General features: G+C 44.2%; 17 protein-coding genes. 11 read left to right on the forward strand and 6 right to left on the reverse strand.

Annotated elements, in window-relative coordinates; all coding sequences use genetic code 11:
- The first annotated feature begins 391 nt into the window (after positions 1-391).
- From OH459_RS24065 to OH459_RS24090, 6 genes are all read left to right on the forward strand, one after another.
- Positions 392-2608, forward strand: coding sequence for an EAL domain-containing protein (locus OH459_RS24065; protein WP_050937915.1), 2217 nt, complete (start codon positions 392-394; stop codon positions 2606-2608).
- A 220-nt stretch (positions 2609-2828) separates the two neighbouring features.
- Positions 2829-4085 carry an aromatic amino acid transport family protein gene (locus OH459_RS24070; protein WP_269989079.1) on the forward strand — a complete coding sequence of 419 codons (1257 nt, stop codon included), beginning with the start codon at positions 2829-2831 and terminating at the stop codon, positions 4083-4085.
- 628 nt (positions 4086-4713) lie between these two features.
- Positions 4714-6627, forward strand: coding sequence for a tetratricopeptide repeat-containing diguanylate cyclase (locus tag OH459_RS24075; protein WP_005450105.1), 1914 nt, complete (start codon positions 4714-4716; stop codon positions 6625-6627).
- 9 nt (positions 6628-6636) lie between these two features.
- Positions 6637-6972: a hypothetical protein gene (locus tag OH459_RS24080; protein ID WP_005450107.1), complete on the forward strand. Its 336-nt coding sequence runs from the start codon at positions 6637-6639 to the stop codon at positions 6970-6972.
- Positions 6973-7227: 255 nt separating this feature from the next.
- The gene (locus OH459_RS24085; RefSeq protein ID WP_269989082.1) at positions 7228-9006 is read left to right on the forward strand and encodes a S8 family peptidase; all 1779 of its coding nucleotides are present in this window, start codon (positions 7228-7230) and stop codon (positions 9004-9006) included.
- 12 nt (positions 9007-9018) lie between these two features.
- Entirely contained in the window at positions 9019-9465 is a 447-nt protein-coding gene (locus OH459_RS24090) for a hypothetical protein (RefSeq protein WP_005450111.1), read from the forward strand.
- A gap of 145 nt (positions 9466-9610) precedes the next feature.
- Here the strand turns inward: OH459_RS24090 and OH459_RS24095 are convergent, their stop codons facing one another.
- The 4 genes from OH459_RS24095 to OH459_RS24110 form a co-directional block, all read right to left on the reverse strand.
- Complete coding sequence (locus tag OH459_RS24095) at positions 9611-10900, reverse strand: alkaline phosphatase (RefSeq protein ID WP_029790729.1); 1290 nt, start codon at positions 10898-10900, stop codon at positions 9611-9613.
- A gap of 160 nt (positions 10901-11060) precedes the next feature.
- On the reverse strand, positions 11061-11990 hold the full coding sequence (locus OH459_RS24100) for an SRPBCC family protein (RefSeq protein ID WP_188014677.1): 930 nt from the start codon (positions 11988-11990) through the stop codon (positions 11061-11063).
- Positions 11991-12151: 161 nt separating this feature from the next.
- Positions 12152-13393: a sensor histidine kinase gene (locus tag OH459_RS24105; protein WP_045487284.1), complete on the reverse strand. Its 1242-nt coding sequence runs from the start codon at positions 13391-13393 to the stop codon at positions 12152-12154.
- Entirely contained in the window at positions 13365-14033 is a 669-nt protein-coding gene (locus OH459_RS24110; protein WP_005450120.1) for a response regulator transcription factor, read from the reverse strand. The genes OH459_RS24105 and OH459_RS24110 overlap by 29 nt, the downstream gene beginning before the upstream one ends.
- 88 nt (positions 14034-14121) lie before the next feature.
- Here OH459_RS24110 and OH459_RS24115 point away from each other — a divergent pair, with 88 nt between their 5' ends.
- The 3 genes from OH459_RS24115 (at position 14122) to OH459_RS24125 (ending at position 16222) form a co-directional block, all read left to right on the forward strand.
- A complete protein-coding gene (locus OH459_RS24115; protein WP_269989089.1) occupies positions 14122-15345 on the forward strand; it encodes a DUF5666 domain-containing protein in 1224 nt (407 codons plus the stop codon).
- A 127-nt stretch (positions 15346-15472) separates the two neighbouring features.
- On the forward strand, positions 15473-15808 hold the full coding sequence (locus OH459_RS24120; protein ID WP_017190880.1) for a hypothetical protein: 336 nt from the start codon (positions 15473-15475) through the stop codon (positions 15806-15808).
- A 117-nt stretch (positions 15809-15925) separates the two neighbouring features.
- Positions 15926-16222, forward strand: a complete 297-nt coding sequence (locus OH459_RS24125) for a hypothetical protein (RefSeq protein ID WP_269989090.1) — start codon at positions 15926-15928, stop codon at positions 16220-16222.
- A 96-nt stretch (positions 16223-16318) separates the two neighbouring features.
- Here OH459_RS24125 and OH459_RS24130 read toward each other — a convergent pair whose 3' ends face one another.
- Entirely contained in the window at positions 16319-17359 is a 1041-nt protein-coding gene (locus OH459_RS24130) for a hypothetical protein (protein WP_050939090.1), read from the reverse strand.
- Positions 17360-17766: 407 nt separating this feature from the next.
- Between OH459_RS24130 and OH459_RS24135 the strand changes: the two genes are divergently transcribed.
- Both OH459_RS24135 and OH459_RS24140 read left to right on the forward strand, forming a co-directional pair.
- Positions 17767-18228: a hypothetical protein gene (locus OH459_RS24135; protein ID WP_039985069.1), complete on the forward strand. Its 462-nt coding sequence runs from the start codon at positions 17767-17769 to the stop codon at positions 18226-18228.
- 92 nt (positions 18229-18320) lie between these two features.
- Positions 18321-18797 (forward strand): copper chaperone PCu(A)C, encoded by a 477-nt coding sequence (locus OH459_RS24140; protein WP_009702614.1) that lies wholly within the window; start codon positions 18321-18323, stop codon positions 18795-18797.
- Between the two features lie 259 nt (positions 18798-19056).
- Here OH459_RS24140 and yegD read toward each other — a convergent pair whose 3' ends face one another.
- The gene (gene yegD / locus OH459_RS24145) at positions 19057-20409 is read right to left on the reverse strand and encodes a molecular chaperone (protein WP_269989096.1); all 1353 of its coding nucleotides are present in this window, start codon (positions 20407-20409) and stop codon (positions 19057-19059) included.
- Between the last annotated feature and the right edge of the window lie 54 nt (positions 20410-20463).

The following is a 20463-nucleotide window of genomic DNA, read 5'->3' on the forward strand; positions in this document are numbered from 1 at the left end:
GATTTCATGCAGTTCACATTGATATACCCAAGTGACTTCAAGATGCAGGGTTCAGAGCGTTGTCATCAAGTTGGGTGACGCAGAAATCAACTCAATGACATGCTCCCGAAGGGCGAGTCTCCTTGGGTATACTTCTTTTTGCTTTGGTCAGACCAATTCTTGATGATGAGAGCCAGTTTTAACTAATGGAACGTCATACCAGTTTTTATTTGATTGTTGGTCGTTTTTTGTTGAATAATCGCCGCTCTTATATACAAAAATAATAATAACGAGACGAAAGCAGTCGTCCTTATTGAGCAATCAGGTTCATTAGCAAGCGAGTCATTACGAAAATGTACCGCTAGCGTTTACGTCAGCGCTTCAATTAAGTTGTCATAATTAGAGTTGAATAATGTCGATGTCTGGATTCGAGCAAATCAACCCTTTGCTCGATTATAAAAATAAAAAGTGGTGGCAGTTTTTAGGCATTCAAACCCTAATTTTTTGCGCGATACAAGTCAGTTATAGCCTGTCTAATTTCTATGTTATCTCGCAAGATCGTGTCCATGTACTCTCTTTCACAGCCGCTTTTGTCGTTGCTGTGACCTTAAGATACAGTTGGCGAGTATTGCCGACCATTGTCGCGAGCCTGCTATTTTACTATACCGTCTTCTCCCAACGTCCTTGGGAGATGGCGCTGTTATTTGCCTTCTTTTTGCCCACCCTGCCATTACTATTTTGCCAACTTTATCGCTCTGCATTAAAGCGTGTACTGGCTTACAACTTCACACTAAAGTTAGGTTACTTCGCCATTTTAATCGGCATTCTTTACCCAATAGCGAACACTGCACTTTTGCTTATGATCAGTGCTCTTCTTGGAGGAACGCCAGATTTTTCTTTTGAGTTTATCGCCTATTCGGTTTTGAGTGCGATTTTAACGCAAATGGTACTGACCCCTTTATTAAGCCTAGGACTGAGCTACGTGTTAGATGGCGATAATGCGCCCTATTTAAAGCTCGACCGCGCCATGATGGACGCACATTCCAGTCCTTTGCATTTCAGATTATGGCTGATGATTTGTGCGCTTTTCCTTGTGGCGGCTATGTCAACGACTAACCCACTAACACTTAACACCTTGAGTTTGATTTTGCTTTGTCTGGTAGGCATGGCGTTAGGCAAGTTTGGCTTGGTACGACCAATGTTGGTAGGCGCCGCCACTTTATTGATTTGTATCGAAAGCATCATAAAACGATTCAACGCGGATATTCTCTCTAGAGAGCAAGTTTACGCCATGCTTTTGGTGTTGTTTGTTCTCACCATGCTTACGTTTATGCTTGGCGCTCACACGATTAAAAACTACGTCACCACACGCAATGCCATTCGTAAAGAGCGTATCGACAGCTTCACGGGGTTATACAATCTCGCGCAACTTAAAGACGATGTCGCAAAGCACACGAATGCTACTTTGATTTACATAGACCTTGAGCCTACGTTGTCGAAGCTAAGTGGTCTAGGGCATCATGGTAGAGCGCAATTAATGAAACAGCTCAGTCAATATCTCGCATCAAATACTGAGCACTTACAGCGCGCCTACCTGCCTCCTTTTGCGAGTGGTTTACTCTGCATCGCGCCCCGCTTACCAAACATGGAAAAAGAGCTCGATACTCTGATTAGCCTACTAGATAGCTTCTATTTTTACTTCGACGACAAAGCTATTAGTCTCGTAAAACGAACGATTCAGTGCGCTTCAATCTTTGGCAATAGTAACCTTGACCCACTTATCTCTAAACTGTGTGAGCAACAAGCTCATCAGCAAAGCTGTGTGAGTTGGGTAACTCACAACCACCAGCAATCTAACACACTCAATCAACTCAGCTTTATCCAACAGTGCTTTCGTGAGAATCAGTTTGAGCTCTATTGTCAGCCGTATCGCGCCCTGACGCTAACACCTCAAGCCGCGCATTTCGAAATCCTTCTGAGGTTAAAGCCAAACCAAGGTGAGCTCATGTCACCTGCTGAGTTCTTCCCGTTGATCAATGAGTTTGGACTCGAATTAGAATTAGATCAGTGGGTTATTGAACACACGTTCAGCGCACTAAAGGCGCAAGTGGAAGATTGGAACCTTGTTGGACGCTGTGCCATCAACTTGACCGCTAAGGCACTCAATTATGAAGGGATGGCGGAAGACATACAGGCAGAAGCTAGGTTGCATCATATACCAATGGATAAACTGTGCTTTGAGATAACCGAGTCGGATGCGCTGCGCAATGAACCCATCGCTATTCACAATCTCGATCTTCTTCGCGCATCAGGGTCGACCATCGCATTGGACGACTTTGGTACCGGATACGCCAGTTTTGACTATTTACGTCGCCTCCCACTGGATGTGCTCAAAGTTGATGGCTCTTTTGTAAAAAATATCGTTGATAGTGAAAACGACCGAATTATCGTTCAAGCCATCAGCCAAGTTGCCACCAGCATGAAATTAGTAACCGTTGCCGAATTTGTGGAGTCACAAGCACATATTGACACCCTAGAGTCGCTAAATATTCAGTTTGCTCAAGGGTTTGGTGTTGCTAAGCCACTTCCCTTACATGACTACCTTACAAAGTTATCGAACAAAGCTTAACCACAACATCTAAAACCAAAAAATCGTTAAATTTCACGATATAGTTTCAGCTTTAATATGCAAAATTGAAACTATATATCGCTTTTTGCAAATTTTCATGGTTCGATAATTTACACCACTGCCTTTTCACCAGCATGATTCACCACTCCACCAATGTGATAACAATCACTAAAACATATAACATCCGCGCGATTATTATTTTTATAAAGGCGAGTTTTAAGTGAAAGAATCTCGAGAAACGTTAAATTTTAGTGAATTAAACACAACAAATAATTGGACAAAACATGATACTCACTGGGTATTAAGCTTGTTTGGTACTGCCGTGGGTGCAGGCATTCTATTTCTTCCTATTAATCTAGGCATCGGTGGTTTCTGGCCCTTAGTTGTTATGGCGATCCTCGCTTATCCAATGACTTACTTAGCGCACCGAGGTCTTGCTCGCTTTGTGCTGTCATCCAAAATCAAAAATGCAGACTTTACAGATGTTGTAGAAGAGCACTTCGGAGCGAAAGCTGGTCGTTCGATTTCGCTGCTGTATTTTCTTTCTATCTTCCCGATTCTACTTATCTATGGCGTAGGTATTACCAACACCGTTGACAGCTTTATGGTCAACCAAGCGGGTATGGAGCCACTGCCACGTGCCCTACTATCTGGCGTATTAGTATTCAGTTTGATTGCTATCATGATGGCGGGTGAAAAAGTGATGCTACGTGCGTTCGCTATCATGGTTTACCCGTTGGTTGCGATTCTGGCGTTTCTTTCATTTTATCTAATGCCAAACTGGAGCATGCCAGTGATGGATGCACCAGAAATGTCATCTTTCGCAAGCACAATGTGGCTGGCGATTCCAGTCGTCATCTTCTCATTTAGCCACGCTGCGGCGATCTCAAGTTTTGCGAATGCACAACGCCGACACTATGAAGAAGGTGCCGATGTAAAATCAGAGCTGATCTTGCGCCGCACAAGCATTATGCTGATCGCATTTGTGCTGCTTTTTGTCTTCTCATGCGTGCTTGCTCTTTCCCCGGAGCAATTGGCAGAAGCAAAAGCACAAAACGTATCGGTACTGTCTTACTTAGCTAACGCAACAGAAAACCCATTCATTGCAACTTTGGGGCCACTTGTCGCCTTCGTTGCCATTACTTCTTCATTCCTTGGTCACTTCCTTGGCGCGCGCGAAAGCCTGAATGGTTTGATCACTAAGCATTCTGATATGCCAAAACGACGTGTTGATCACATCAGTGTAGTCGTACTGTTTGTGTCTATTTGGATTGCAGCAATCATGAACCCAAGCATACTAGGCATGATGGAAGCTCTATCAGGTCCAGTCATTGCCATGATCTTATTTATTATGCCGATGTTAGCGGTATATAAAGTGAAAGGGCTGCAGAAGTATCGTGGGAAAGCATCTACATACTTTGTACTAATGACAGGTATTGTTGCAGTAAGTGCGTTGGTTTTTAGCTTGTTGAGTTAAGAAAAGAGATTTAGGCGAGATTTTCAGGGGAATACCTTATTTTTTATTAAGGTAATTCCCTGAATTTTGCTATGGTTTTCTTATCAGTGATGATTCGTTACTGTCTCATTGAATGAGAGTGAAAACACCTGCGATCATCAGTACTGAAGCAATACAAGTACGACCGATAATACCGAAGCGAGAAGGTTGAATCATTTCGTTGTGCATAGGCAATCTCCTTTTTGATGGGAACAGCCAGTTTTTCATGGCTTAATAACACTATGTCTAAAAACGCCTTTTTCCACAAGACATAGCAATATTAAATATTTATGACAACGAGATGAAATTTTAGAGATCAACCGTTTTTTAAGGCAGATCCCTCTCTTTGTTTGCTAACTCACTCTCCTCTTTTAAGCTTCTAACAACTTCAGTTCGTTTGTATCTGGTTAGGGTTCATCAGCCGACTCTCTCCTTTCTCCAAAGTCCTTCGTTTTTTAAATTCCCGTAATGTCAACCCTCTACAAACATTGATCTGATAAAGGTTTTACAAGCATAGATAGACTGCCTAAATCTATGGGTAATCACTCAGAATAAGTGATAGACTTCACATGTGTTTCAATTATAAGAGTCAGCTCTTATCACCAAACTAATGCTTTTCCCGCTTAAAACGTTACGAACTATTTTTCCGATTGTCCTAAGTACACTTTGTCTGTCTTCTAGCTTTGCCTCTGAACAACCAAACAAAGAGAGTTACCTAAGGCACCATATCGCTAAAGACGATTATCCGATGCTTGAGTTCTACTTTGACTCCATCGGCAAACCGCGATCAATTAAATCCAGTGAACTTTCACTACCTAAAGACGCCTCACCAGAATCCCAAGCTCTGTATTATTTTGCTCGTATTTATCTTGAGCGTTATGAAGGTGTTCCTCTACCTAAAATCCCAAACCTAGTCGAATTCGGTACCATTCATAATTTGCAGTGGGTTATTGCCGAGGCAAAACTGAATCAAGCAGTAGAATTGGTGGAGGCCGATGAAGTCTGGCAAGGTGAACTTCTTCTTCATGACGTTATTAATATCTCTCGAAAAATTGGCTATAACTCCCTTCAAGGACGCGCCTACCGTTGGTTGGGAAATGCCGAAGTTCAACGCTCTCAGGTACAAACAAGTCTAAAACACTATCTAACTGCTTATGACTTGTTGGAAAATTCAGAGTTCGAAATTCAAATCGCGATGACGCTCAACAACATTGCCTCTCTGTATATGGAATTATCAGATTGGGATCGTGCAAAGACTTATCTAGACCAAGCATTAAAAGGCTATTTAAACAGCCAAGAGAAGTACGACAATAGCCTTTTCTTAGCCATTATGTACGCAAACTTGAGTGTCATTAACTTTGGGATGGAAAAGTACGAGGAATCTGAGCGTTACTTCGAAGAAGCAGCCAAACTATCAATGGCGACAGGGTCAGTTAGAATTAAGCATAACTCGGTATCTAACCTATCCCAGCTACTCAGCACGCTTGGGAAAATGGAAGAATCCTATCAGTTGGCGCAAGCTTGTTTAGATTTACCCAATCCACAAAACCTAAAAGGCATGAAAGCAGCATGCTATGAAGCATTTTCAGAAGCTTATCTTCAAGATGGTAAGTTCGAGCAAGCGATAAAGAGTGCAAATCTCGCCCTAGAAGGGTTAAGTGAAACAGCAAGTGCAGAGACCAAACAAAAAATGGATCTGTATTTAGTTCTTATCCGAGCAAACCAACAGCTTAAGCATTTCGAAGAAGCATTCAACGCATTAGAGCTTCTCCGCAATCTAGAAAAGAGCTTTGAAAATCATATTCATGGCGACGAGATGATTAATATCAAACTCGATTTGGAAGCGAAACTGGCACAAAAAGAACTGACTCTTTTAGAGGCTAAGAATGCTTTGCAAGCTTCTGAACTGGAGTCGCAGCGTTATCGCGAAATCTTCTACTTCTTTGTTGTCGCCGTCATTGGTTTTTGGTTGTTCCGTTATATCAGGCAGATGAACCGAATCAATGAAGTACTTGCACAAGAGAACACAACGGACCCATTAACTAAGGTACACAATCGCCGCTTCTTACCGAACTGGCTCGATAATATGGCGCGCAGAAGCCCAAGTCGTCGATTTGCTCTCGCGATCATCGATATTGATTACTTTAAAGTGTTCAACGACCAATATGGTCATGATTTGGGCGACAAAATGTTGATGCATGTGGCACGAATACTCGATGAAGCGACACGTTCTGGCGACTTGCTGGTTCGCTGGGGCGGTGAAGAGTTTGTGCTTCTCTTCGAAATTAGCCATGCCGACGACTGTGCAAAAACATTGGACCGTTTGAGACTTGCGGTTGAAAACAACAACCTAGAGGTTGACTCTGACTCCATGGGCGCGACAATCTCTCTTGGCGCGGTTAATGAATTAAGCGCGCAAACCATCAAACAAGAGTGGGATAAGTGGTTTTTCGCTGCTGACCAAGCTCTGTATGATGCAAAGCAAGCTGGTCGTAACCAGTACAAGATTCACTCGACGTCATAGAGCAGAACAATGAAGAAAACATGGATTTTTGCTGCGATTGCGCCTTTGTTTTTAGCAGCATGCAGCAACCAACAAGCTGCACAACTTGGGATGAGAAGCAGCAGCGTCAACGTATACGCTCAACAGATGAGTAACATGCAGTTGTGTGAGACCTTGTATTACAATCGCGCTTCAAACCAAACACGTGTTGCGATTGGTGCTGAGTTCAACCGTCGAGGTTTGAACAAGCGTTGGTGTGACCAACAATATAAGCAACTCTACATTGAGAAAGTGGTTGACGGTCTGTTGTCTCGTAAAGAGAAAGCCCCTACAGAACCTGAGGCAACCATACAACCTGCCATATAAATCACCCCATTCCATAAAAAGCAGGAAATTACACTAATATTCCTGCTTTTCAAACACGCTATATTTTCACCAAATATCTAGAATCTTACGTACCTTCAAGTGGTTAACACTAAGATACTGTCGTGCGTCGAAAAACAAAAGTAAATAAGATGTAAACAGTTTTCGTCTCCATTTTTAACCGCTAGCTTTGTTTAGACCTGTTTAAAGGAGTACCGAACAGGAAGAAAAATTCCAAACAAAGACATGAGGTCACAAATGGAAACACGCATTAATCGCCTATTCGTTGCGATGCTAGCAGTAGGCATTTCACCTGCCGTCTCGGCATACGATCCGCTCTATTCTGAGCAATGGCACCTAAACAACACCGGACAAACTGCGTTTGCAGCGAACCCTGCGGTTGCCGGTAACGACCTAAACACAACACTCACTCAAGCAATGGGCATTGCTGGTGTTGGCGTTAAGGTTGCGGTCATTGACTCAGGCGTACAGATCGATCACCCAGATCTTGCAGGTAACGTAGTCACAGGTAGCCGAAACTTCATCGAAGACTCTCCTTTCCCATCTGATTATCCGGTAGACGCAAATGGTCACGGTACCGCGGTTGCCGGTCTGATCAGTGCCGTTGGTAACAATGGCGAAGGGGTTCGCGGTGTCGCTTCTCGCTCTTCTCTTATGGGCTTTAACTGGCTCGCAAACCAAACTCTTGAAGGTTGGTTGATTTCTCACGGTGCAGATGCGTCAACAAGCGATGTTCGTGTATTCAACCAAAGCTACGGCTTTAGCCCTCTTTCCCCAATTGCTTTCGATGAAAACGATCCACAGTTCAAATTGGAAGTGGATGTGATGAAAGACGTCAGCGAGAATAACGCTTGGGGTCGCGGAGCCGTGTTCGTAAAATCAGCAGGTAACGGCTATCGTTACTTCAATACGGGTCGATTCTTTGTATTACCGGGTGACTTCTTTACTGGCGGTGGCAACAAAGGACTACCTATGCACAACGCAGTGCAGTCTTATGACAACTCAAATTACTACAACTTAGTAACCAGCGCTTTGCGTGCTGATGGTACCCGCGCAAGTTACTCTTCAGTGGGTTCAAACGTTTGGGTTGCAGCGCCTGCTGGTGAATACGGTCAAGATTTCCCAGCAATGGTCACCACCGACTTGATGGGTTGTGAACAAGGTCAAAACACCAGTGCTGATCTTGGTATTAACGGTCTCCATGGTGGTACAGAGCAAGATCCAAACTGTAACTACACCAGCACAATGAATGGCACCTCATCTGCAGCGCCAAACACTTCAGGTGCCATTGCTGCCATCATGTCAACTAACCACGCACTGACTGCTCGTGACGTTCGTGCGTTACTTGCAGAAACAGCAAGTGTGACAGACGAAGATCACCCAGGAGTGCCACTTGAGTTCGTCAATAATCAAGGCGAAGTTGTTAGCTATGAAGCGATTTCTCCATGGCAGACGAACGCAGCTGGCGTTAATTTCCATACGTTCTATGGCTTTGGTGCTGTAAACCTAGACGAAGCAATGAAACGTGCACGCATGACAAACAATGTTCTGCCAGCACAAATCATTACGCCTTGGGCAAGCAACTCGACAGAAGTCAGTGTTCCAGACGCAAGTCTAGCGGGCGGAGCATCAGCCATTGCTGTTACTGATGACATTACGGTTGAATCGGTTCAAGTGAAGCTAACACTGGAGCACTCACGTCTACCAGATTTGGCAATCGAGCTGATCTCTCCATCAGGCACTCGCTCTGTTCTACAAACGCCTCGCAACGGTCTGGTTGGACAATCACTGGATCCAAGCATTGCGGGTTACGAGAACCAACTGATGCTTTCGAACCACTTCTATGGTGAAAACGCGAAAGGTGAATGGACGCTACGCGCTATCGATACTAATGGTGATGAAGTGTTCTCATTCATTGCATATTTCAATTCTTCAGCTATCTATGATGTACCGATGGCGAACAATGCTAAGCCAGGCGTTATCAAGAACTGGTCTATGCGTATCTTTGGTCACTAAGGAGTCATTCACATGAAATTTATGACATTTTCGATTTTGGCTCTATCAACGTTGGCAACTGCCGTACAAGCAGAGCAACAATTAGCGGAGCAACCAACACCAGACTTGTTCATCGCGTCTGATGCAGTAGAAATTAACGGTCAAGATTACCGTAAACTGTCTGTCGACAACCTTTCAGAAGCCGCTGAATTGCATGCAGGTGACGAGGTGTTTAAGAATGCATTTAGCAATGTATCAAAAGCAACCGGCCTTATCTTTGTCACGGTAAAAAATCCAGCAGACGCTAAAGCAGTAGCAAAAGAACTCAAACTTGAAGTTGTTTTCGCTCAGGGCGAGTCAGCGGTATTCAAAGCCTCTGAAGGACAAGACCTTTTGGGCATCAGTGACTATCTGAACGCTGACAGTCGCGTAAAAGCGTCTAAAATTGAACTAAACAGCGGTAAATACCGTGCACAATAATTCTCTAGCAAGAGAAGTTGGCTTTTAATCAAAAAATACCTCAGCAATCGCTGAGGTATTTTTTTTTAAGAAATGAAGAAGCACGTAAAACTATCAACTTTACAACAACTTCGCTCCCAAGAAGCTATCAATCGACACCCATCCATTATTGAATAAAGTTGATTAGTTTCTTAGCGATATCCGTATTGTTTTGCGAACCAATAAACTGCTCAGAGCCTTTACCATAAGCGAAGACCTGAACATCGACTGCGGTATGTCCTTTCGTCGTCCAGCCGGTATAACTCTTCTTATTGATAATATCCTTCACTTCTTTGTAAAGCGCTTTAGCTGGCTCTTCACTCAACTTTGCGTATGCCAGTTGTCGGCTTTGATCTTTAGTTAATGCCCAATCTACGGACTCATTCCACGTCGCGATCATATCGTGAGATTTGGCCAAAGACATCGCCAACGGCCACGCTGTAGTATGAACGCCCTTAATCGCTTCTGTATCCCATAAATACTGACCATTAGCGCCGAGGGTTAAACCACCCGTGGAGTGGTCCGCCGTAACGACTAAAAGCGTATCTGGGTGAGCATCAACATAAGCTTTTGCCAGTTCAATTGATTTTGCAAAGTCATTCATTTCTGCCATCGCACATGCAATGTCGTTCGCATGAGCACACCAATCTATTTGACTGCCTTCAATCATGACGAAAAAGCCGTTATCTTGGCGTTGAAGTAAGGACAACGCCTTGTTGGTCATCACTTGCAATCGAGTTGGGTTTTCATCCAATGCGAACGGAAATGCTTTATCTGCAAACAAGCCAAGAGCAGGTAAGGTTTGCAACGCCGGAAGTTGTTTGAAGTCCGTAATATACTGATACCCTTGCTCTTTAAACTCTTCAACTAAGTTACGATCATCTCGTTCGAAATAACGGACACCACCTCCGAGTAACAAGTCGACTGGCAATTGATCATCCACTTTATTGTCGACGTAATCATTGGCGATTTCATCATAGTTTCGGCGTGATTCGTTATGTGCGGCAAAACTCGCTGGGGTAGCGTGATTGATCTGCGAGGTTGCGACAAGCCCCGTCGTCATACCCTGCTCTTTTGCCATCTCTAACATTGTCTTAATTGGCTTCTTCTCAGCATCAACCGCAATCGCACCATTGTAGCTTTTGACCCCTGTGCTCAATGCCGTTGCACTCGCAGCGCTGTCAGTGACATAAGTAGCATCGTCTGGATAGGTTTTCGCCATACCGACTAAAATTGAGTCAAATACTGTTGGTTCTATTTCTTCTGTACTTGGATCATCGTGGTAGTAACGATATGCAGTCGTAAAAGCAGGTCCCATGCCATCACCGATCATGTAGATGATGTTTTTAGGGGCTTCATCCGCATAAGAAGTAGACGCAAATAAGCAGGCAGTAATTAGGGAATATTTAAGTTTCATATCTCATCCATGACATAATGCGATGGTGCTATTTATCCAAGTAACTGAGAGGTACTTGAGCATCGCACTCATCAACTTGGTTATCGTTCTAATTGATTAATCAATATTATCATGCAGTTGGATTGAAACATGGTGTTTCTTCATACTTTTACAACGCACATCATTTCTTGAAGACAATTACCTCAGTCAACAAATCTGCTTTCTCTGTCTCATTGGGGTTGTTCATATAGCGTTCGATCCCTAACGGCTTGGTTTTCACTTTAATGCCATTTTGTCGCGTTAGGTTCATCACCAATGACCACGCGTTACCTAAGAACCAGTATTCGCCCTTATGTTCAACGACATAAGTATCACTGGCGGGGATAGTTCCAGCAACAAACTCGCCACTCGCCACGACTCCTGCTTGTACTGGTAAGCACGTGATAAACTCAAAATAACCACGCTTCATGTCCATCGAAAGGTAGTAGCAAAACAACTCTCCAGTAACGGGGAGGTTTTCTTTTTCTGCCATTTCAAACAAGCGTTCGACATGCTGCTGCATAACAGGACCAATCTCTGAAATAGTTCCTGCCCCAGCCAAGCCAATGTAGCTGACTTCGTTTTGTTTCCGGGAACCGAGGTCTTTGAGTTGAGATAAGACTTGCCCGGTTTCCAACTGGCTTTTTAGCATACGTAAACCGCGATCATAATCCATTTCAATCATGGATTTAAACATCCCCTTAAGGAAGAATAAAAACCAAGGTACACGGGATTGCATCATCCATTCTACTGTACACCCCTTCTGTGACGGCGTCACAACCAATGTCACTTTCGCCTGACTTTTAAATGGTCGAAAGAAGTGTAACTCCATATCAAGGCGATGCTCTTGTGTACTTTCCAGTACCACTGCCCCTGTACCTATACGTTTACCATTCCATTGATATCCTGAGCCAACTTTTCCTTGTTCTTCGCTGTACGTAAGTTCGCAATCCGGTTCCAAAATTATCCATGGTGACCATTCGGGCCAATGGGTAAAATCTTTCAGATAATCGATGATTTCACTTTGCGTCTTTTCGATTTCGATACTTCGGCTGACCTGATAAGAGAGCATAACCATTCCTTGGGTTTCATTTTTACTATTATGAGTCTAATTCAAATCGAGATTTTTTCTTGTTTCACTGGCAGTTAGGAACAAAAAAGCCAGAGTCGAGGCTCTGGCTTTACAACTAACCGTTTATGAGTGTGTTACCGGAATTTAATGATCTGATGACTTTACGATCGAAAATCAACCGTAGCGGTAAACCTTACGCCATCATCATCCAGTTCAAATGGCCAACTCATGCGCTCACAAATACGTTCGACAATAACTAAGCCACAACCATAACCTGCATTGTAGGTTTCATTACCATCGTGTCGATTAACAATCGTAAGTTGCGTGCCTATCAACACGATTTCAATATCGCCAATACTGTAGCTAAACGCATTTTTGATCAGGTTATTAATTACAATCGTCACAAAACTCTCTGGGGCATGAACGAGCCCACTCTCATTTTCGCTCAGGTTGTATTCTGCTCCCTGTTTAGCAAATAGAGGTGCAAGCTCAGCTAACTGCTGTTTTAAGCATGTGGTTAACGCATGATCGGCATAGTGTTGCGGCTCTACCTTCTCCTTACCCAATAGTAAGAAGGCTTCCGTTAACACTCTCATTTCCTCACAAGCCGATTGCATACGTGTGATAGCTTTGTGAGCAATGGGCGGTTGATCCGGTACGCGAGCCAAAATGTCTGTTGAGCCCTTAATAACCATAATGGGCGTGCGCAGTTCGTGAGAAGCAAAGCGACTAAACTCTTGCTCACGACGAAAATACCCTGCGATTTCATTTTTACTATCTAACAGAGTCTGTTCAATATGACGAGTCTCGCTGAATTTGGTATCCACATCGAAACCCGGTTGGTCAGGTGGCATTCGCCCTATTTTGTCTTCAATCTTGGCAAGTGGACGCGACAAAATGCGCACCATATAGACACCGTAGCCAACCATGATCAAAGAAAACAATCCACCTAAAAAGAATGTGAATTGGTGCAGCGAGCTTTCGTATTCATCCAAGTAGTCATCCGAGTCATCTTGAAAGACAATGTACATCAAGCCCTTACCAGACGGGTGATCAAACACGACAAAATGCTTATCCTCCTCGCCTAAAAGGTATTCATAGAAACCGGGAAACTTGAAAGACAACAGCCACTCCGGCGTTGGTGCTTCACTCCAATAAGAATCAAATTCTAGAACGTTAGGAAGCGGCGCATCCCACCCCATGTTTTGGAAGTTCTCTTGGTACAGCTCTACCTCTGTATCTAACCAGTGGTGTAAGCTCAGTACTTCGAGTTTGTTCTCCGCTACATAAATTAACGACCAAAATAAGGTAAACATCGCAAAGGTCATTAAACCGAATCCCCAGCGGATCTTGCGATAAATACTTGGGTATTCTTTATGCTTTAAGTCGGTAACCTTGTCCATGAATCGTCTCTAGTCTGGAATCATCAAAACCCTTGTCGAGTGCCGTTCTTAAACCATAAATATGGCTTCTCAATGCATCGCTGCCTGGAGGCTCATCACCCCATACATTATCAATGACTTCGGTACGAGACACCGCTGCAGGCGCGCGCTTTAAAAGCAGCTTTAGAATTTTAGTTTGAATGCGGCTGAGTTTGATGTGTTTACCATTGCGAGTCACTTCATCGGTTCTCACATCTAAGCTTATGTCTGCAAACTTTAACGTGCCAATATCTTGCCTTGGACCTCGATTGGCTAATGCATGTACTCTCAAGCTAAGTTCTTGCATGGCAAATGGCTTCATCAAATAGTCATCACCACCAGCATTGAATGCCGCGACTTTATCATCGAGAGTATCTTTGGCGGTCAAGAACAAAATTGGGGTACCACAAAGTTGCTCACGACGGAGTTTCTCGACTGTACTGATGCCATCAAGTTTTGGCATCATGATGTCCATAATGATGACATCATAATGATTTTCTTGAATTAAATTTAGCGCAGCCTCTCCATGGTAAGCGCAATCTATCGTCATTCCTTCGAGCTCTAGATAATCCGCAATAGTTTCTGAAACATTGTGATTATCATCGACAATTAATATTTTCATAGGCTCACGTTTCTTCACGAACACTTCACGATAAGCGCCATAAGATACAACCAAATTCATAAATAAGCTTTCAAAATAGGTCGATATCATGAAAAAATTAGCGCTTGTAGCGGCAGTGGGTTTGGCATTATCAGGTTGTGGTGGGTCTGGAGGTAGCGATAACTCTACAACTCAACCTGTAGCGAAACCAAGTGCGGCTATCGGTACCGTAGAGTCTGTAAGTAGTGAAAACAGTTCAATCACAGTAAATGGCTACACTTACCGCGTATCAGAAGTTATGTATGGTGGTAAACAAACCAACCTTGCTTCGGTGAAGCCTAACATGATGGTTCAAGTTGGTTCTGGTCAGGAAAAATCGTCTAGTGCACCCGTTGTTGTAACACTAGAACCAACCATGACTGGTCACATTAAGATCATCGACAAAAACGCGGGCAAGTTCACCATCAATGGTTTTGAACTTGTCTATCCAGAACTCATTAACTCTGATATTGACAGTGGTGACTGGGTAATGGTGTCGTCTCTACCTGGGGCGAACAACCAATACAAAGTACTTTCAGTCGTAAAATTTGAAACCAGCTTGTCTGATCAAGATGAAGTTGAAGGTCGAATTTCAAGCATTGACCTTAATAAGAAAGAATTCAAACTTGGTGCAAATGTGACTGTCGCTTATGACCGCATTGCGGATCTACAAGTGGGTCAATGGGTGGAAGCAGAAGGCTCTTTCAATGGCAACGTTTTTCATGCCTCGTTAGTTGAAGTTGAAAGCTACAACCAACTACAAGGAGAAAATGATGTTGAAGGTATCATCACTTGGGTAAACCAAGACCAGAGCGCCTTCGAGCTTAACTACCGCGGAACATTTATCATTGATGGCAAAACTTGCTTCCAAAATGATGATGACGCACCTTGTAACCCAGCGTTGATCGCCAATCTAGCCGTCGGCTCTGAAGTTGAAGTGACTTCTGTCATGGGAACATTGAACACCCCGGTTGCAACTCATGTCGAGTTTGAAAAGCCAGACTGGGCAGATGATAACGAAGAAGATTGGAACGTTAATGAGTTCGAATGTTCTGGCTGGGTAGCAAACCACAAAATTAACGGCGTGGACACCGCAACTTTCGACATCGATCATTGTTGGAATGATTTAAACCAAACTATCGATAACTCTAGCGTGGTCGTAAATAGCAAAACAATGTTTGAAGATGGTCTGTCATTTTCAAACATCGCTAATAAACATGTAGAAGTGGAAGGTACTATCATCAATAACACAAATGTTGCACTTGAGATTGAGCCTTGGGAATCTGACGACTAAGTCAATATAAATACAACAAACACAACTAAGAAGCACCGACTCCGCTGTGGTGCTTCTTCCCTTTCTCGTATCGTCTTTTCTTTTCAATTTTCACCACAGATACGTATGACCAAATGAGGGATTAACAATGCGTAAAATGACACTACCTCTAATTATGCTTTTCGGTGCTTGTATTTCAGCAAGCAGTTTCGCGGCAACAAACAACGATAATACATCAGAGCGATTAGAGTCTTTTGAGTGCACAGGCTTAGTAAACAGTTACGACGCAAACTCCCGAACTTTCGTGCTTGCTTGCCAAAACGATCATGGACCAGAATTCCAAACCAAAACGGTTGTGATTGATACCAATACTCAGCTTAATGGCGTACAAGAAGCGAACTTAGACGGTGCGACTATTGAAGTTGATGGTGTAGTTGTAAACGATCAAAATATCGCAAGAGAAATCGAGGTCGCGAACGACTAAGGCTCCGAAATTACAACAGAAACTCACAAGTGTCGCGTCTGCGGCACTTTTCTTTTCCTGCAAACTCATATCACTCAGTTACACTTAATCCATGTTGACATGAAGACGGTAACTGTAATGAGCAAACGTAACCTTGCCTTACTTCTCCTCCTATTTGGCGCAACCTCTGCGGATGCTGGCGTATTGGACCCAGACTGTGACGCAGAAAAAGCAGCCAAAGCAACAGCCACTAAAGCGGTAGTGGGAGTCGGTGGTCGATGCACACCAAAAGAAGCCTTAAAAGACAGCACGGTAGAAGCCGGTAAAGACGCGCTACCCGAGGAAGGACTTGCAGGTAAGGTCGTCGACGCTGCAATGCCAGAGAAAGAGAAGAAACCTATTAAAAACACAACCAAGAAGATCATCACTGATTAATCGTCAGCCTGAAGTGAGTCGATTGGTGAAATATCGGTTTAGAGTAAATGAAAAGAGCGTCCATCTGGACGCTCCTTTGTTTTTCGTTCGCGATGCTTAAGCCACTTCGGTCTGACCAATCCAGTGGTAATGGTGGTTGGCTTTCTTACCGACTAAACCAAGTTTAGCTAGTTCTTCAAACACTTTGTCGACCTCTTCTGCCGAAAGTCTGAACTGCTTCGCCACTGCTTTTTTGGTGCAAGTAATTTGGTGACCTTTTAACGCGTCACTCACCTGCTCTAATAACGTTTTTGGGTCTTCTGGTTCAAGCTCTTGTTGCGCTTCAGGCTCGGCTTCCTCTTTGATATGAGGCAAGTATCCCGCTGGCTCTGGGTCAATATCTCGAACGTTTGCGAGCGTTATCCCGCCGTTACGACGGAAGAAATGGCGGAAGCGATTCTCTTCACCAATCAAACCCACAAAGAAAGCAGCAAAGAAATCCAACAAGATAGATAAGAACACCACCAAGCCCAACTGCGCTTGAGAAGAAGTCGTTCCAAATGCTTTCGCTAAGCTGTCGATCAAACCAATCACCGAACCTTGCGCCACTGGCGGTAAGCTATCACGCTCTGTTGCTAAACGTTGTTGCTCTTCACGTAGCTTCTTGTTCTGCTCTTGAATGCGCGTTACGCCAGTTGCGATACGCTCCATCTCGATGTACTTTTGCGCCGCCATGTTGTTCAGTTCAATCTGCTTATCGATTGACGCAATCTGACGGTTGTAGGCTTCCACTTTCGCTTGTTCTACAGAGATATGACTTTGGGCGCTGTTGGTCGCACTGTTGATGCCACCGATACTGCCGCCGATAGAAATAGCGGCAAGCACCAAATAGAAAACTAACGCCGTTAGGGCTCCGGTGTAGTTTCTGTGTGCACGACGCTCACCGTATTCATACCAAGCGTAAAACTTGCCCGCTTCAAAGATGATTGCCAGACCGCCAAATAGCGCCTGCATCATTGGGTTTTCGTCAATCGACAAAAACAATAAAAGAGAAAAAATAGTCGATGCTAAAATCGCAGCGCCAGTAAACGCGTACACGCTCACCATAGCAAATCGACCTTTAGGATATCGATATCCGATCTGTTGTTCGTATTTCATTGGAGAAATTTCTTAAGATTCCGCAACCCTTATGTGACGGGCGCTTCAAGCAACTACAAAGGTGCGGAGAATACCGTATCCTTTATTAAATTACTGTCATAATTCCGTTAATGGAAAACAAGTGAGGAATAGATAATCAGTTTGAATTGAATCAGTGCGATTCTAGCACGCAAAATCACCAGCTCAATTTGCGACATTCAGCACACCAATAGGTTTGAAAGCTTCCGGAACGATAAATCTTTGCGATATGTGTTCTCAGAATAAAAAACCGCAAAACAAATAAAACACACTCACATCACCTTTTTATAAACTCGCGATTACAATTTAATGTTCGTTTGTTACTATCCTGCGCCGAAACATAGTCTTACAGCCAATTAGCGTATCTCCGCTTCATAATAAAAAGTCGTATGGACACACTCAGAACACAGCATGGAAAGAAAGCGATAAGCGCAGTCATGATCATCATTGCTGTGCTGTTTCAGCTGTACCTAACGTCGACTGCGGCACTGAATCCTACGCAAATCCACAGCGAAAACTGGCTAAACCAAGTTCAAGATGAAAAGGTGTTGCTGTGTACCGCTGATGGCTTTAAATGGGTGGATATTAACGAACTGATTGAAGCCAACGCACTGCCCAATTCTGAATTTGTTCAAGATCTTAACCTGCACGATGGCTTTCAGTTTGAATGTCCATTATTACAAGCGGCGCAATTCTTTATCGCTATCGCGTTCGGTCTGTATCTGACCACGCTCTCTTGGTTAAGACGCACCAAGCACGTTTTCACTCCCTATCATTTCGCAGCTTGCGGAAGAAAAGTTTACAAATACGTAGCGCCCAAGCAGTCTCCGCCTTGTGTTTTCCACACCTAAATACTCAACGAAGTAGTCGGTAAATAAACATAACGTATTAATCCTATCGAAGAACCGATAGAGAACAGCCAGATTTAAAAAGGAAAACACAAATGATCAAACTGATGAAAACCACAGCCATCGCTCTTGTCGCTTTATTGGCAAGCCCACTCAGCCTTGCTCACGAATACGAAGCAGGCAAGATTCACATCGATCATCCTTGGAGCCGTGAAGCGCCACCAAATGCCCCTGTGATTGGCGGTTTCTTCCAGTTAAGTAACCTAGGTGACGCCGATGACGCGCTGATTGCGGCTTCAACACCGATTGCTGACCGTGTGGAGATTCATACTCACACGAAAGAAGACGGCATGATGAAGATGATTAAGATTGATGAAGTTGTGGTAGAGCCTCAGCAGAAAGTGGAATTCAAGCCAGGCAGCTTCCATCTCATGATCTTCAACCCAACCCAAACGCTGAAAGAAGGCGACCGTTTCCCTGTGACTTTGACGTTCAAAAAAGCAGGTAAAGTGGAAGTAGAAATGGCGGTTGAGAAGAAAGACCACATGGAAAAGCACACGCACCATCATTAATCGCTTAAACAAAAAGAGCCCGCTACTTCAGCGGGCTCTTTTGCTTTTGGTACCTATGATTCTAGTCGTGTGCACCTTTGGTTGTACTGATGTGCACTTTAGAGATTCCCTACTCGCTCGTTCCTCGCTCTAGGGAATGACCCTATTTAGTCTTCTGTCAAAGTTTGAGTGGCTTAGTGCAACACATCAGCCAAACTCCAGCCTCGTCATTCCGACGAGCCTAGGCGAGATCAGGAATCTAATAACAGCTAACTCAGTCTTACTTAAAGCAAACCTCTGCCCAGCGCGCTAGACCAGCAGTGACCGAACCAAAGTAGTTGCCACTCACCACTGGAATGTTTGGCAATACTGTCTGCACTGCATCACGCAAAATAGGCGAACGTGCCGAACCACCTGTCATAAAGATCGCATCCGGTTTCACGCCGGCTTGCTCTACCGCTTCGATAACCAAAGCCGTCATCTTATTCTTCGGTGATTCAATCGCTTCGATCATCTCATCACGTTGAACATCGACTTCAATCAACTCAGACAACAAATTAATGCCCGCACGGTAAGACGCTTGGTCAGACAACGCGACTTTGGCTTCTTCTGCGCGACGCACGATGTTGTAGCCCAGCGACTCGTGGTAAACCTCTAACAAACGAGCCAGCTTCTCAGGCTCTTGCGCTTGCTTGTGCAGCAGTTTCAACGCCGATAAGTTTTCACGTGAGTAAAAATCGCTCTGCGCTTCCACATTGTTGATCGCAATTGGGTTCCAGAACTGCGTGGTTGGCATCATGATGCCCGATTCCATCTTGCTCTCCATACCGAATGGGAACATCAGTTGTTTGAACGCCAAGGCGATATCCAAATCGTTACCACCAATACGCTGACCACTGTGCGCCAGCAGACTTGCTGTACGGTCGGCTTTACCTCGCCAAGACGGTCCCATTTGAATCAAAGAACAGTCTGTCGTACCACCACCGATATCGACCACTAATATGGTTTTATCTTCGGTTAGCGTTGCTTCGTATTCCAGACCTGCGGCTACCGGTTCAAATTGGAATTCGATGTTCTGAAACCCAGCACGTTTTGCTGCTCTTAAAAGAATGCCTTCCGCTTGAATGTTTGCCGTCTCACCGCCACGACCGTGGAAGTTGATCGGACGACCAATCACTGCATCAGTAATAATTTGCTGCGCGCTGTTCTCTGCTTGCGATTTGATGTTGTCCATCATGGCGCAAACCAGATCTTCAAAGAAACTCAGCTGAACATCACGCAGACCAGAAGCACCGAGGAAAGACTTTGGTGACTTCACGTAATAGATATCGCGAGGATCTTCCAAGTAGCGATTCAATGCCGCTTGACCAAACGCCATGTCTTCTGGCTCAAGTTCAATACTTTCCTCACGATTAAGGTTAATCGCGCGACGCAAAACCTGCTCACCAACCTGATCGAAAGGTTTGATGCTGCGATGGCGGAACAAGTGTTCAGACACCGATTCACGCGTTGGTGCAGCAAGGGTGGAAGGAATGTAAGGGCTATTCCCTTCAAGGTTTAAAAGTTGCGGTTCACCTTGTTCCATTTTCGCCACCGAACAGTTCGCGGTGCCGTAGTCAAAGCCGATATACATAAGTCCTCCCACTGACGAAAAAAGGTCGGCAATCCTACCTCAACCTCAGTGGAA

Origin of the sequence: Vibrio sp. MM46 (assembly GCF_027587135.1) — a bacterium.
Taxonomy (GTDB): Bacteria; Pseudomonadota; Gammaproteobacteria; order Enterobacterales; family Vibrionaceae; genus Vibrio; species Vibrio harveyi.